The organism is Geminocystis sp. CENA526 (assembly GCF_050753365.1).
Classification (GTDB): domain Bacteria; phylum Cyanobacteriota; class Cyanobacteriia; order Cyanobacteriales; family Cyanobacteriaceae; genus Geminocystis.
On record NZ_JBLZFY010000100.1, the window covers coordinates 1 to 14,745 of the forward strand.

Genomic DNA, 14,745 nt, shown 5'->3' on the forward strand with positions numbered 1-14,745 from the left:
AAGTATTTGGGTTTCGACTTTCATAGGAATTATTCTATCATTATGATCTTCTTTTTGGATAGATCAATTTACTTAACGTAGGTAGTTACTATTTATGCTGAAAAAGGATATAAAAAAGGTATTCAACAAGATTATGAAGGTGCAATAATATATTCGACTAAGGCAATAGAAATTAATCCACAAGAATATGTTGCCTATAATAATAGAGGTTTATCACATTTCTATCTTCACGAATATAAAGATGCCCTAAATGACTTTAATAAATGTATTGAAATTCAACCAAGTTTTAGTAAATGTTACTATAATAGAGCATTGTTGTATAGTAAAACTAGAAAGTATCAACAAGCTGTTGAAGATAGTAAAACTGTTTTAAAATATAACCCTAATGATTATGTTTCATGGGAAAATTTAGGAACTGATTTATCTTATATCGATAAACTAGATGAGGCTATTTATGCCTATGAAAAAGCCATTCAAATTAACCCTGATTATTTTGTTGTTTACCGTAATCTGGGCATTACTTATGACCAATTAAATCAGTATCAAAAAGCAATTGAGAACTATAATAAATTCTTAACCTATGAACCTAATCATCCCGAAATATGGGAAAAGACAGGTAATGCTTTTATGGAATTAAAGGAATATCAAAAAGCGATCAAATCTTATAAAAAAGTGTTATCTTACGAGCCGAATAATTCTGTTGCATGGTTAAACAAAGGTGTAGCTCTATACTTCCTAAAAAAATATAATCAGGCTATAACTTCTTTCAAAAATGCTTTTTACAATGATCCTACTAATTATAAGGCTTTAATTTTTCAGGGTAATATTTACTATGATACGAAAAAATATTATAAAGCGATCGAACTTTATAACCAAGCTCTTGTATATCAAAAAGAAAATTCAGATATTATTTATACTATAGCTAGTTGCTATGCACTATTAGGTAATTCTAGCGATGCGTTGCAAAGTTTAAAACAAGCTATTAAATTGGACAAAAAATATAAAGAAAATATCAAAACTGATTCAGATTTTGATTCGTTAAGAAATGAACCTGAATTTCAAATTTTAATGAATTAATCACCTCCAAAGATTCAATAGACTTCTCCAATAATTTATAAAACAAGGGCTGAAGCCCTTACTACGAGCCAAGAAAAAATATTTTCTGGAGATGTCTAATATTTAGGAAGTGACACTAAATGAGATTAATGACATTAAACAAAAATTTTTTTTGGACATTGCACACATTGGAGAATCTACAGAAAAGGATAGAAATTAAACCGTTGTGGATATTCCTTCTTATGACTCCGATGAAATAAAAGACGGTATTATCATTGATTATGATAAAGAAGATAATATCGTAGGGATTGAAATTTTAGATTTTCAGTCGAAGTTAAAACAAGGATTAACAATTACTGATTTACCTTTTCCTGATTCTGACAAAGCAACAGCTTCTCAATATTTCAATATTCCTATTGCTGTCTAACTTCGATTAATTCCCCGTGTTTGAGGACAAGAATTCGATCAACATTAGGAATAAAAACCATGAGCTATCATATTTAGGAAGTATCAAAATTAGGATTATTTTCTACTAATTTATAATAACTACTGTAGGAGAGCAAAATTATCTAATCAATACTCTTGCGAGTAAAGATATAAATAAGATTATCGCTATGTTAGAATTGACGACAATACTTTAAATTTTTACTATTAATTATTTATCTCCATGAGTACGATCGATTTAGTTGCAGAAAAAATGCAATATTTACCGCCAGAAAAACAAGAAGAAATTTTAAATTTTGTGGAGTTTTTAACGGTTAAATATCAAGGAAAAAATCAGAAAAAATCCGCCGAAGAAAGAGCTATAGAGCGTTTAGCTGATGTAGATGATCAAGATAATCCTGAAAAATGGCACACAGTGGTAGAAATTGATCAAGAAATTGATGAAGTTGCTTTAGAAAAATGGTTGGAAAAACGTGGCTACAAAAAAACGGTATCAAATCAAACTGCATAATTTAGTAACGGCAAAAGATTTATCTGCTTTGCCTTTTGCTCTGAAAAAAGATTTTCTACAATATCAAAAAGTTTTATCTCTTAGTCCATATGAAACTAAAGGTATTCCTAGTCATAATTTGACTGGCGATTTGACAGGTTGTCGTGTTTTAGAAATTGATTATAATAACATCAGTTATCGATTGGTTTATCGTATTTATGAAAAACCTACACCAAAGCGAGTATTAATTATTAGTTTTGCTGAACATGATCCAGCTTATGAAAGGGCAAAAGAAAGAAAATAATATTTTCTTATCATAACTGCTAATTTAGTTGTCTCCTCCTTATACAAGCATTTTTGAGCATATTTAGAGTTTATTCAGTATTCTTTTTATCTTAAATTGATTCACTTATGTACATTCAAAGTATAATCTTTAGTACATCGCAATTTATAAGTCAGATCGCTTGTTGTTATGCACTATCAGATAATTCTAGTGGTGCGTTGCGAAGTTTAAAACAAGCTATTAAATTGGACAAAAAATATAGAGAAAAGATTAAAACTGATTCAGATTTTGATTCGTTAAGAAACGAACCTGAATTTCAAAGTTTAATGAATTAATCACCTCCAAAGATTAAATATTAACAAATTTATTTTATTAGAAAAAAACAAGATATTCTGGGTAACATTTAACTCACTTTAGTAGAGTTGTGCTATGAGCAATGAAATTTATTTCTTTGCGGAATATGGCTTTTCATCAATAACTAATCTAGCAGTCTAGCTGATAAAGTTAACATAACTCGCTTTGCAATAAATTGACAAAGCTAATAGCAAAAGTCTGCTAAAGCGACTAACAATAATGCAGTTTTATCTCGACTTTGAAAATAGTCTAAATTAGACAGGAGTAGCTAACATTTGCAGTTTATAAAGACTGGCATAAAGTCCATTTTCTGTTAATAATTGATCATGGCTTCCAGACTCAATTAACTCTCCGTGTTTAAGGACAAAAATTCGATCGACATTACGAATAGTAGAGAGACGATGGGCAATAATAATAGCAGTTTTGTTGACTAATAATTCATCTAAGGCTTGTTGAGTATCTGCTTCGGTAGCCACATCTAAACTGGAGGTTGCTTCGTCTAAAACCAAGATATTCGGGTTACGAATGGCAACTCTCGCAAAGGCTAACAGTTGTTTTTGCCCCCCCGAAAGGTTCGCTCCTCTTTCCCTCAGTTGAGTATAATAACCTTGGGGTAATCCTTCAATAAATTTGTCTATATTAGTGATTTTTGCTGCTCTTTGAATTTCCTCAAGACTGTAGTCTTCCCCTAAAGTGATGTTGCGTTTCACATCTCCTGCAAAGATGAAACTTTCTTGCAAAATTACCCCGATATGGCTTCTTAATTCCGCTTGGGTGATGTCTCTGATGTCGATACCGTCCACTAAAATCCGTCCGTGGGTGGGCTCGTATAAACGGCATAATAACCTAATTATAGAGCTTTTTCCTGCACCAGTGGGACCGACTAAAGCAATTTTTTCTCCTGATTTGATGGTGAAATTGAGGTTTTTTAAGACATATTCATCGGGTTTATAGCCAAAAGACACATTTTCAAAGGTTATTTCTCCTATTTTCTCGTCTTCTTTATTACTATCGAAGCTAATGTTATCAACTCTGTCTTTTATCTCTAAGGGAATACTCATTAATTCCGTGATACGTTCGATCGCAGTGAATCCCGATTGAAACATGGTAAATTTGTCAGCAAATTGCCGTAAAGGATCAAATAATCGTTGAGAATATAAGATAAAAGCCGATAATATGCCGAAACTCAAGTTATTTCCTAAAACTAATAAGCCTCCTAACCACAATACCCCTGCAATGGCAACTAAAGAAATCCATTCGAGGGTAGCGGATACGGCAGAATCGTGGAAGATGGTTTTATCAATGGCTACTCGGTATCGATCATTTGTCACTCTAAAAATTTCACTATTGTATTTTTCTCGTCCAAATAATTGCACAACATTGATACCTACCACATTTTCTTGTAGCATGGAGTTGAGAACCGATAATTCTTCCCTCGCCACATAATTAGCCTTGCGGTATTGCTTTTGGAAATAGATAATTAAAGCTGTGACAGGAATCAGCATCAACACCAACATAAAAGCTAACTGCCACTGTAAGGAAAACATCGTGATGATAATAACTAAAATCGCCACTAAATCACTTAAAATTCCGATGGCACCCGTTGCAAACACATCCCCCAAGGCTTCCACATCATTAGTAATGCGAGTAACTAATTTTCCGACGGGAGTTTTATGGAAAAAACTAGAAGACAAAGAAGTAACATGATTAAATAAATCTTCTCTAATAAAAGCAGTAATTTCTTGCCCAACTTTTTGCACTAAAAAACCTTGTACGGATTGAAAACCCGTTCTAATAATAATAGAAATTAAGAGAATAAAACTAAGTAATTTTAAAGCATTAGATACAGAATAAGTGCTTAAAAACGACCATGTAGGCTCATTTCTGAGTAAAGAAATTGCTTGACCTACAAGCAGAGGTTGCACTGCACCTGCTAAAGATAAAGGAATTAATAAAAGTAAAGATATTAATAAAATAGATGAATTTCGTTTGGCATAAGGGGCAATTTTTAAGAGTAATCCCCAATCATTTTCTTTTTTGTTAATCTGCATTTAATTATATTAAATATAATAATCCAATAAGTACTTAAGTGAAAAATCAAGCCTTCTTTTTGGGAATGAATAAGAATTAATTATAAGCTATACTCAGTAAGGAAATAAAAAATATTGATGAAGGTGAAAAACAGTTTTAGAGTTATTCAGCAAACACTAATTAATTATAAGCTATACTCATAGAACTTAGACACAGCCACTAAATGTCACTAAATGTAATGAAAAGAGAAGGGGAAGACTAGGAGACTAGGAGACTAGGAAACTAGGAGAATAATACTACTTTGCCCTTTGCCTTTCTTAATTCTCAATTTTTATTAATTGATAACCAATAAAAACGAAACGGTGATAAGACTAATTGATCTTTAAACATGGTAGGATTTTTTCCTGAGTATAAATCAATAATATCGTTACTATTCAATAATCTAAATAGGTTATGATGAATTTCTCCTAAGTCTAAATATTGAGAATTTGCGTCAAAATTACCTATAACTAATACGTTGTTTTTTTCTTCTGGATCAATTCTTAAAAAGGCAAATAAATGAGGATTACTAACATTAATTAATTCTCGATTATTGAAGTCTCCAAAAGCTGATATTTCTTTCCTGACTTTAATCATTCTCTGTAAAGCTGTAAATATAGTATATTCGATCGAGCCTTCTATTTTCCGTTTTTCGGCTTTTTGCCAATCAATTTTTGGACGATGCGCCCATCGAGTATCATTAGCTTTACTCAGGTTTCCCATAAAAGAATAATCATTGAGAGTGCCAATTTCATCACCGTAGTAAATTAAGGGGATACCACCGAAGGAAAAAATCATGCTATGAAGTAACAAAATATGTTTGATAGTCAAATCAATTTTATGTTGATTACCCTCCTCTAAAGCACTTTCTAACCCTATCAAAGAAGTTAATGTGCCAGAGATACGCGCATCATTATTTTTAGGATTTTGCCCGAATAACAAGCCTCTAGCTGATGTATCGTCAAATTTGCCCGAAAAGTAGTTAAGCAAAAATTGACGGTGCGATCGAGGTTCATAACCCGCTTGAAATATATCGTCATCGGTAAAACCTAAACCAATATCATCATGACACCTAATATAATTAAGCCATGTTGCCCTTTCTAATTTGTCAGGTAAATTCCTTACCCCTTGACGAATTAATTTAGCATTTTTAGTGGCAACTGCATCCCATAACAAAGCCATAAAAGTAGCGTTATAGGCGATTTCACATTCTTTAGCATTAATGGCATCTTCGCCGAAATATTTAACGATTTCTAAGGGCGCTACGATGGCTTCTGCAATAAATAATGTACCCGGGGCGGTTACTTGACAACAATCTTTAAATAATTGTAATAATATATGGGCTTCTTCTTCATTTTGACTATTTCCACCGATTTTTTTCCAGAGGAAGGCAACAGCATCAAGACGCAGAATATCCACCCCTTGATTTGCCCAAAATAGCAATATATCCAGCATTTCGATAAATACCGCAGGGTTTTGATAGTTTAAATCCCATTGATAATTATTAAATACTGTCATAACCCATTTTTTCATTTCTTGATCATAGGTAAAGTTACCCGGTGCAGTTTGAGGGAATACTTCGGGCAGGGTTTTTTCAAACATATCGGGGATTTCCCTATTCTCAAATATATAGTAATAATCCTGATACTTTCGATCGCCCTGTCTTGCTTTTTCAGCCCATTCATGCTCATTGGAGGTATGATTTACTACGATGTCTAAGACGAGTAAAATGTCTCTTTCCTTCATCAAGTTAGAGATGACTTGAATATCCTGTAAATCTCCTACTCTTTCGTCAATTTTGCGATAGTTACTCACAGCATAACCGCCATCACTGGCATTTTTCGGACATTCCAAAATGGGCATAATATGGACTAAGTTAACCCCCAATTCGGTAAAATAGTCGATTTTTGTGGCTAAATCGGGCAAGTCTTCGGCAAATCCATCGGCATATAGCGTCATGCCTACCCATTTTTGATTTAAAAACCAGTTAAAATCTTTTTCCCTTGCTAAATCTCTTTGTTTGAGGAAGCTCGATCGCATGATATACTGACGAGCCATAACTTCAACTAATCTTAGTAATTGATACTTAAAATCGTGACGCTTACCGTAAAGTTTTTGAAAAAGTGAGAATAGACTATAAAAATTAGCTCCTAAACGAGTATAAAAGTGATTGAGTTCTTTTTCTGTAATTTCTGGTTTAAGTTGATCTAAAATTTCGTTTAATATTGAGTGAGATAGTTGTTCATACATGGGAATAATATTATTTAATACTTTTAATAATGCTATTTAATTTTACCTCAAAATATTGTCTTAGATTCAACGCTAGTAATATCGATCGTCTTCAAAAAGCACAGAAAATACATTTGTATATTTAGCCAAATTTCAACACCCTAGCTTCTCGCCTAAAAAGCTAAAATGTTCAACATCCAATTAATTCTACAACCGATGAAGCCGTAGCGGGGGCTAATAATATACCGTTGCGATAATGCCCTGTTGCCAAAATAATATTATCGTAGTTTTCTAGTTTTTCGATGATAGGGGCGGATTTTCCTTCGGGTCTTGGTCTTTTACCTGTCCATGATAACATTATGGGAGCAGTCGCTAAACTCGGACAAAATTCGATGGCACTTTGTTGTAAATTCTTCAATAATTCTTCGTCGGGAAGGATTTGCTCCTGATTATCAGGAAATTCAACAGTAGCACCTAACCAAAGTTCATCGTTTGCCATTGGCACAATATGAATATCATTTCCCGTAATAACGGGGGAGAAGTTATCTTTAATTTGCCATGTGGGATGTTTTAATAATAATGCTTGTCCTAATACGGGCTTAACGGATATATTAGAGCCAAGGGATTGAATAAGAGGTGATGTGCCTAATCCTGTCGCTAAGATAACCCAATCTGCTTTTATCGATCGAGTTTCTAACTTGACTTCATAACAATTTTTCCCTTCCGTTGCCAGACTGACAACTTTTTCCCCAAAAATACAGTTTACGCCCTTTAAAGAAGCACCTTTAACTAAAGCCTTTGTGAGAAAAGTGGGGTTAATTTGACGATCGAACGGCGAATATACAGCACCTAACAAACCATTTACATTAATTTCAGGACAACGATTTTTTAACTCATCCACACTCCACACAAAAAGATTATACCCTTGGTTCGATCGAACCTGAGCTAAATTTTGCCCCTTGCTTAAATCATCATCAGGAAAAAGTAACTTGACAATCCCTTGCTTATTATAGGGAATTTGTAACCCCGTCAAGGCTTCTAACTCAGGGATAAGGGTATCATATCTTTTAAGACTCCCTTCCCTTAATCGCCATGCCCTACCCTTAGTTTTGTGACTTATAATCCCCATTAAAATACCTAAAGCCGCCCCCGTTGCACCCGTACCCGGATTTTTTTCATCAATTAAAGTAATATCTAAATGGGAATATTGACTTAATTCATAGGCGATCGTACTTCCCACAATTCCACTACCGATAATAATAACTTTACTCATAAATTCGATCTAATATTGATAATGATCAAAAGTATAATTCCTATAGGGAATGCTGAAAAAGTCTTTTGATGAAGGTAAGGAAAAGGAAAAAGACAACAGAGAATTTCAAAATTATGTTAACTCTTTTACACCTGATACCTGATACCTGCCACCTGATACCTTTTTTTAGACATAATTTATCATACTTAAAGTAGAATAACCATTATGTTAACTCTAAATTATTACTTAATTGTATCCAATCTTCTAGGCTTAAATTTTCTGCTCTAGCTTGATCATTGATGTTTAATTTATTTAATATTTCTGTTAATTTTTCAGGAGTAATAATCGATTTTAAATTATTTTTAAGCATTTTTCTTCTACTAGCAAATCCCAGCTTAATTAAACTGTCTAAAAATTTGGGATTATGGGCTGGATTCTCTAATTTTCTAGGAGTGATTTTCACTATCACTGAGTCAACTTTTGGACGAGGATAAAAGTCTTTTGCTGGTACATCACATACTTGCTCACAATCCGCTAGATACTGCACTTTGACGGTTAACGCTCCATATACTTTATTATTCGGGACAGCTACAAGTCGATCGCCCACTTCTTTTTGTACCAATAGCACGATCGAATCTAGGGGTTTTTCGGCAGGTTTACTAATTGTACCTAACAATTTTTCAATAATCGGACCTGTGATATTATAGGGAATATTTGCCACCACTTTATTATAATTATTAAACTTAGGAAAATTTTGTAAAATTTCTGGTAAATTTAACTCTAAAAAATCCCCTTCTAACAATAAAAAGTTATCGATTTTACCGTATTTATTAACTAATTTTTTACACAAATCTCGATCGATCTCCACAGATAATAGAGTATCCACATAAGGGAAAATTCTTTCTGTTAAAACCCCTAAACCCGGTCCTATTTCTAAGACTCGATCGAGCTTACTTAATTGCGCACTATTAATAATTTGATCAAGGACTTTTTGATTTTTTAACCAGTGTTGTCCAAACTGTTTTCTAGGTCTAAAATTCATGTATTTTTAAAAAATTTATCTCAAAAAATTAGCAAATATATCGATTTAAAATTAAGAGTAACTGTATTATATTTAAGTTAATAAAAACTTATTAAATTCTTCATATCTATTGTATTTTAACTTTTATTTTTTTGCCCATTTTCACTATTTAGGTACGTCTTAGTTTATAATAAATTAAAGGATTGTAGATTGTCAAAAAAAGGGCTTACATAATGTATGAAAAGCGCACCATTACCTGAAAACGAAAAACAACGTATAGGAGCATTAATGAGATATGATATATTAGACACCGAGTTTGAAAAAGCCTACGATGAAATTACTCAATTAGCCTCCTCAATTTGCGGTACACCCATCGCTCTTATTAGTTTAATAGATAGTACCCGACAATGGTTTAAATCTCAAGTGGGCATCTCCGCTAGAGAAACGTCACGAGATTTGGCTTTTTGCGCCCATGCCATTCTTGAAGATGATATTTTATTGGTGGAAGATGCCTCTCAAGACGAGCGATTTTTTGATAATCCCCTTGTTGTCGCCAATCCTCCTAATATTCGTTTTTATGCAGGTGCGCCTTTAATCACTCCCGAAGGCTATGCTTTGGGTACACTTTGTGTTATTGATACTAAACCAAAACAATTAACATCCGAACAATTAAACGCTTTACGAATTTTAGCCAAACAAGTTATCAGTCAATTAGAATTAAGAATAGCTTTTAAAAAATTGCAGAAATATTCTCAAGAATTAAGAGAATTAAATGCTAGTAAAGATAAATTTTTCTCCATTATTGCCCATGATTTAAAAGCACCTTTTAACACTCTTTTAGGTTTTACAGAAATTCTTAAAGATAATGTCAGAAATATGTCGTTGGAGGATATAGAAGAGTTAGCTACTGATATTTATACTTCGGGAAAACAAAATTTAAAGTTACTCAAAAATCTTTTACAATGGTCAATGTTAGAAACGGGGAAAATGAAGTGTAAACCTATCAAAATTGATCTTTGTGATTTAGTCAAAAATATTATTCTAATTTTATCAAATACTGCTCAACAAAAATCGATCGAACTAAAACTAAATACAGATTGTTGTCCCGAAGTTTATAGCGATAATAATATGTTATCTTGCACCCTGCAAAATTTGATTTCTAACGCCATAAAATTTACTCATCAAGGAGGCACAATTGAGACTAAAATTCGTCAACATGAAAACTTTGCTCAAGTTGATATTATTGACACGGGAATTGGCATGACACCGCAACAGATAGAAAAATTATTTAAAATTGAATCCTGTTGCAGTAAAGAAGGCACTTGTGGAGAAACAGGCACAGGATTAGGGTTATTATTATGTCAAGAATTTGTCGAACAAAACGGCGGTAAAATTTGGGTAACATCAGAAATAGGTAAAGGCTCAATTTTTAGTTTTACCATTCCCCTGAATTCTCTTGAAAACATAATTATTTAAACTTTTTCATCATATTATAAATTAGTAATGAACGATCGAAAAGCAACCTTAGACAATCCTTTATTAAACAAAATTTTCGAGATTATTAATAACTCTCCAGAGAAAAAAATAACTTTTGCTCAATATATGGATTTGTGTCTGTTCGATCGAAATTATGGTTATTATAACTCAGAAAAAACCATTATTGGAAAAGAGGGAGACTTTTACACTTCTGCGTCGTTATCCTCTGATTTAGGGGAATTATTAGCGGTTCAATTATATCAATTTTGGGAAATATTAGAAAAACCTACTAACTTTAAAATAGTAGAAATGGGAGCAGGAAATGGTACTTTAGCTAAAAATATTTTAACCTTTATTATTAATAATTATCCTTATTTAATACCGAATGTAGAATATATAATTATTGAAAAATCAGATATTTTAAAACAAAAACAACAGGATTTATTAAGAGAAAAATTTACTAATATTATTCCCATAACTTGGACAGATTTAGACTCTATTGCTGACAATTGTCTGATGGGTTGTGTCTTTAGTAATGAATTAATTGACGCTATGCCTGTTCATTTAATCAGATTTTCCGACAACAAATTAGAAGAAATTTATCTTACAGAAAAAGACAATATTTTAGTCATAAATTATGATTCTCTCTCTCAAAAAAAAATCAGAGAATATTTCAATATAATAGGAATAAAATTTACTTCAAATATTTATCCTGAAAACTATCAAACAGAAGTAAATTTACAAGCTATTGATTGGTTAAAACAAATTTCTGATAAACTAGAAAAAGGTTATTTACTTTCGATCGACTATGGTTATACTGCTGATAAATATTATCATCCCCAGCGCAGTGAAGGAACTTTAAAATGTTATTATCAACACCGTCATCATAATAACCCCTATGTCAATATTGGACATCAAGATATTACTTCTCATGTCAACTTTACTGCCTTACAAAAATATGGTGAATTATTTGGTTTAAATACTTTGGCTTATACAAAACAAGCCTTATTTTTAATGGGTTTGGGATTAGGCGATCGACTAAACGAATTATCTAATGGTAAAATGTCCTTAACGACTATTTTGCAAAGACGACAGGAATTACATAATTTAATCAATCCTGAAGGCTTAGGAAATTTTGGTGTTTTATTGCAAAGCAAAAACCTTTCATTTCATCAAAGTCAACATCCCCTAAAAGGCTTTCCTAAAGAATTAAGAATTAAGAATTAAGAATTAAGAATTAATTATAAAAAATTTCTTTAAATACTGAAAGTCTCTAAGTGTTTATTTTAATATTATTAAAAACTACTGATTTTTTTGATTATACTATACTTAACAAGATCATAAATTGAGTATTTCAAAAAACACTTTTTCCTATTCTCTTTTACGAGAAAATAATTGTTATAACTGATTTACTATTGCTATATAATTAACTTATATATCTGATCTATATCCGTTGCCTATTTGTCAATATGAATGATACCGCAGAACATCAACACTTATTAAAAATAGAATACGATAATATTAAACAAAATATTATCTTAAAAAATGAAGTTTACTCTATAGGTCGTCATTCTAGCAATAGTATTGTTATTCATCATCCCACTATTTCTCGCTATCATTGTTCTATTTTACCCGTTAAATATAAAGATAAAAACCAACAAGAATTATTCTGGATTATTGATGGAGATTTAAAAGGAAATCGTAGTGCTAATGGCTTATTTGTAAATGGTATTAAGTCTTTATCCCATGAATTAAAATCAGGTGATAAAATTACTATAGGTGGAGATCAAGTTGAAGTTACCTATCTTATTTATAATGAAAAGAATAGCGAAGAATTTTATATTTCTAATGATAATATTAGTTCGACATTAACTCAAGATGACTCTACAGATACTATCGTCGAAACTTTTATTTCAAAAGGCGCAACAACTCTAACAGGAAAAGAAGATAAAAAGAATTTTTTTATTGAAGAAATTTTATATATTTTACATAATCAAAATACTGATTTATATTGTCCCATCATTTCGCTCGATCTTGATAATAAAATAACCTATACGAATAGTCTTTTTAAAGATAAATTTACCAATTTTAGAGAAGTGTATAAAGGCAATCCTTTTATTAAAAATTTAATTGTAGATTTGGAAGAAAGCGAGAAAGGTTTTTGCATTAGAGAAGTAAAATATAAAGAACATAATTACACTCAATACGCCTATTTTATTAAAGATAAAACTGAAATTAAAAGTTATATATTTTCCTTTAGTGAAAGAGATAGTATTGAAAACGCTTTACGAGAAAGTGAAGAAAAATATCGTGCCGTTGTCAGACAAATATCAGAAGGAATTATTCTCATCGATCCTATCACAAAACAAATTATTGAGGCAAACAACGCCTATTGTACTTTAATCGGCTATACCAATCAAGAAATTTTATCTCTCAAATTGTCAGATTTAGTCGCTACAGATTCGGAAATCAGTGATAGTATTATAAGAAAAGTACTGCGCGATCGATTAAATGTAACTCAAGAGTCAATCCATCGTCATAAAGAAGGTACTTTAATTCATGTAGAAGTTAATATTAGTACTATTTATTATAGTGCGAAAGAATTTATCTGTTACGCTGTTAGGGATATAACTGAAAGAAAACTTGCGGAAGAAATGTTACGTTATCAGGCTTGTCATGATTTATTGACAGAATTAGGAAATCGTAACCTATTTAATGAACAATTGCACAAAACCATCGCGCGAGCGCAAAGATATAAATATCAATTTGCCATTATGTTTATCGACTTAGATAGATTTAAAAATGTTAACGACACCCTAGGGCATGATGTGGGCGACAAATTATTACAAGAAGTAGCCCATAGAATGAGGGATTGTTTAAGAAACTCTGATTTAATTGCGCGTTGGGGAGGAGATGAATTTACCATTCTTCTGTCAGAAATCAAGCATCCCCATGATGTGGCGGTGGTGGCTAACAGGATTTTTCAGTCTTTAAAACAACCTTTCTTGATAATGGAATATCAACTTCGTGCTTATTTAAGTATTGGGATTGCCATTTATCCTCAAGATGGAGACAACCTTGAAACCTTGTTAAAAAATGCAGATACCGCATTATATGAAATAAAAAATAAAGGAGGTAATAACTATCAATATTACAATCCTTCCATGAATAGGCAACAAAAAGAATTATTGCGTATGGAAGGTTATTTATACGAAGCCTTAAAGCAAAATCAATTTGAATTATACTATCAACCGCAAATCAACGTCAAAACTAGCCAAGTAGTAGGCATGGAAGCCTTAATTCGTTGGCAACATCCCATTTTAGGGAAGGTATCTCCCATTCAGTTTATCCCTATTGCGGAAGAAACGGGGTTGATAAATGCTTTAGGAGAATGGGTTTTATTTACAGCTTGTTCTCAGAATAAAACATGGCAAAAAATGGGGTTAAATCCGATTAAAATAGCGGTTAATTTATCCCCTAGACAATTTCAACAACAAAATTTAGTCTCCATTTTTAAACAAATTATAGAGCAAACAAAACTTGATCCCAAATATATAGAATTAGAGATCACCGAAAGCAGTATAATTGATCATCCAGACTTAACTAAGGATATTCTCGATCGATTCATAGAGTTAGGTATTTCTATATCTATGGATGATTTTGGTTCAGGATATTCTTCTTTAGGATACCTAAAAAAATTCCCATTTCAAAAGATAAAAATAGATCAAAGTTTCGTGCGAGAATTGAAAAATGAACCCCAAGATTTAGCGATTATTTCCGCAGTGATTACTTTAGGAAAAGGATTTGATTTACAGGTAGTCGCCGAAGGTATTGAAACCAAAGAACAGTTACAATTATTAAAAGAATTACAATGTGAAATTATGCAAGGTTATTTCTTTAGTCATCCTTTATCGGTAGATGACGCAACGGAATTTCTCAAGTCTGTTTCTCAAGAAGGTTTTATAATATAGCGTTTATCAAAAAGATGAGGTACAATTTTAGAAGAAAATTTTTGACTATATCAACATTAATGTAATGCGTCCTTATTCTTTGGATTTAAGACAAAAAAT

12 protein-coding genes are annotated in these 14,745 nt (G+C 31.9%); 8 read left to right on the forward strand and 4 right to left on the reverse strand.

Annotated features, from left to right (window positions below; all coding sequences use genetic code 11):
- Nucleotides 1-171 precede the first annotated feature (171 nt).
- The 5 genes from ACN4EE_RS18765 to ACN4EE_RS18785 all read left to right on the forward strand — a co-directional run bounded on the left by ACN4EE_RS18765 (nucleotide 172) and on the right by ACN4EE_RS18785 (nucleotide 2,608).
- A complete protein-coding gene (locus ACN4EE_RS18765; RefSeq protein WP_431708027.1) occupies nucleotides 172-1,077 on the forward strand; it encodes a tetratricopeptide repeat protein in 906 nt (301 codons plus the stop codon).
- A gap of 205 nt (nucleotides 1,078-1,282) precedes the next feature.
- Nucleotides 1,283-1,483 (forward strand): DUF2283 domain-containing protein, encoded by a 201-nt coding sequence (locus tag ACN4EE_RS18770; protein WP_431708016.1) that lies wholly within the window; start codon nucleotides 1,283-1,285, stop codon nucleotides 1,481-1,483.
- 240 nt (nucleotides 1,484-1,723) lie between these two features.
- A complete protein-coding gene (locus ACN4EE_RS18775; RefSeq protein WP_431708017.1) occupies nucleotides 1,724-2,011 on the forward strand; it encodes a DUF2281 domain-containing protein in 288 nt (95 codons plus the stop codon).
- Nucleotides 1,974-2,294: a type II toxin-antitoxin system RelE family toxin gene (locus tag ACN4EE_RS18780; protein ID WP_431708018.1), complete on the forward strand. Its 321-nt coding sequence runs from the start codon at nucleotides 1,974-1,976 to the stop codon at nucleotides 2,292-2,294. The genes ACN4EE_RS18775 and ACN4EE_RS18780 overlap by 38 nt, the downstream gene beginning before the upstream one ends.
- 107 nt (nucleotides 2,295-2,401) lie before the next feature.
- Nucleotides 2,402-2,608, forward strand: a complete 207-nt coding sequence (locus tag ACN4EE_RS18785) for a TPR end-of-group domain-containing protein (protein ID WP_431708019.1) — start codon at nucleotides 2,402-2,404, stop codon at nucleotides 2,606-2,608.
- A 273-nt stretch (nucleotides 2,609-2,881) separates the two neighbouring features.
- On the opposite strand, the gene ACN4EE_RS18790 is transcribed toward ACN4EE_RS18785, so the two are convergent.
- The 4 genes from ACN4EE_RS18790 to rsmA form a co-directional block, all read right to left on the reverse strand.
- Nucleotides 2,882-4,678 carry an ABC transporter ATP-binding protein gene (locus ACN4EE_RS18790; RefSeq protein ID WP_431708020.1) on the reverse strand — a complete coding sequence of 599 codons (1,797 nt, stop codon included), beginning with the start codon at nucleotides 4,676-4,678 and terminating at the stop codon, nucleotides 2,882-2,884.
- 304 nt (nucleotides 4,679-4,982) lie between these two features.
- Complete coding sequence (locus tag ACN4EE_RS18795) at nucleotides 4,983-6,947, reverse strand: alpha-amylase family glycosyl hydrolase (RefSeq protein WP_431708021.1); 1,965 nt, start codon at nucleotides 6,945-6,947, stop codon at nucleotides 4,983-4,985.
- 169 nt (nucleotides 6,948-7,116) lie between these two features.
- On the reverse strand, nucleotides 7,117-8,199 hold the full coding sequence (locus ACN4EE_RS18800) for an NAD(P)/FAD-dependent oxidoreductase (protein ID WP_431708022.1): 1,083 nt from the start codon (nucleotides 8,197-8,199) through the stop codon (nucleotides 7,117-7,119).
- A gap of 202 nt (nucleotides 8,200-8,401) precedes the next feature.
- The gene (rsmA, locus tag ACN4EE_RS18805; protein ID WP_431708023.1) at nucleotides 8,402-9,220 is read right to left on the reverse strand and encodes a 16S rRNA (adenine(1518)-N(6)/adenine(1519)-N(6))-dimethyltransferase RsmA; all 819 of its coding nucleotides are present in this window, start codon (nucleotides 9,218-9,220) and stop codon (nucleotides 8,402-8,404) included.
- A 216-nt stretch (nucleotides 9,221-9,436) separates the two neighbouring features.
- Here rsmA and ACN4EE_RS18810 point away from each other — a divergent pair, with 216 nt between their 5' ends.
- The 3 genes from ACN4EE_RS18810 (at nucleotide 9,437) to ACN4EE_RS18820 (ending at nucleotide 14,646) form a co-directional block, all read left to right on the forward strand.
- Complete coding sequence (locus ACN4EE_RS18810) at nucleotides 9,437-10,675, forward strand: GAF domain-containing sensor histidine kinase (protein WP_431708024.1); 1,239 nt, start codon at nucleotides 9,437-9,439, stop codon at nucleotides 10,673-10,675.
- Nucleotides 10,676-10,702: 27 nt separating this feature from the next.
- The gene (locus ACN4EE_RS18815) at nucleotides 10,703-11,902 is read left to right on the forward strand and encodes a class I SAM-dependent methyltransferase (RefSeq protein ID WP_431708025.1); all 1,200 of its coding nucleotides are present in this window, start codon (nucleotides 10,703-10,705) and stop codon (nucleotides 11,900-11,902) included.
- A 242-nt stretch (nucleotides 11,903-12,144) separates the two neighbouring features.
- Nucleotides 12,145-14,646 carry an EAL domain-containing protein gene (locus ACN4EE_RS18820; RefSeq protein ID WP_431708026.1) on the forward strand — a complete coding sequence of 834 codons (2,502 nt, stop codon included), beginning with the start codon at nucleotides 12,145-12,147 and terminating at the stop codon, nucleotides 14,644-14,646.
- Nucleotides 14,647-14,745 lie beyond the last annotated feature (99 nt).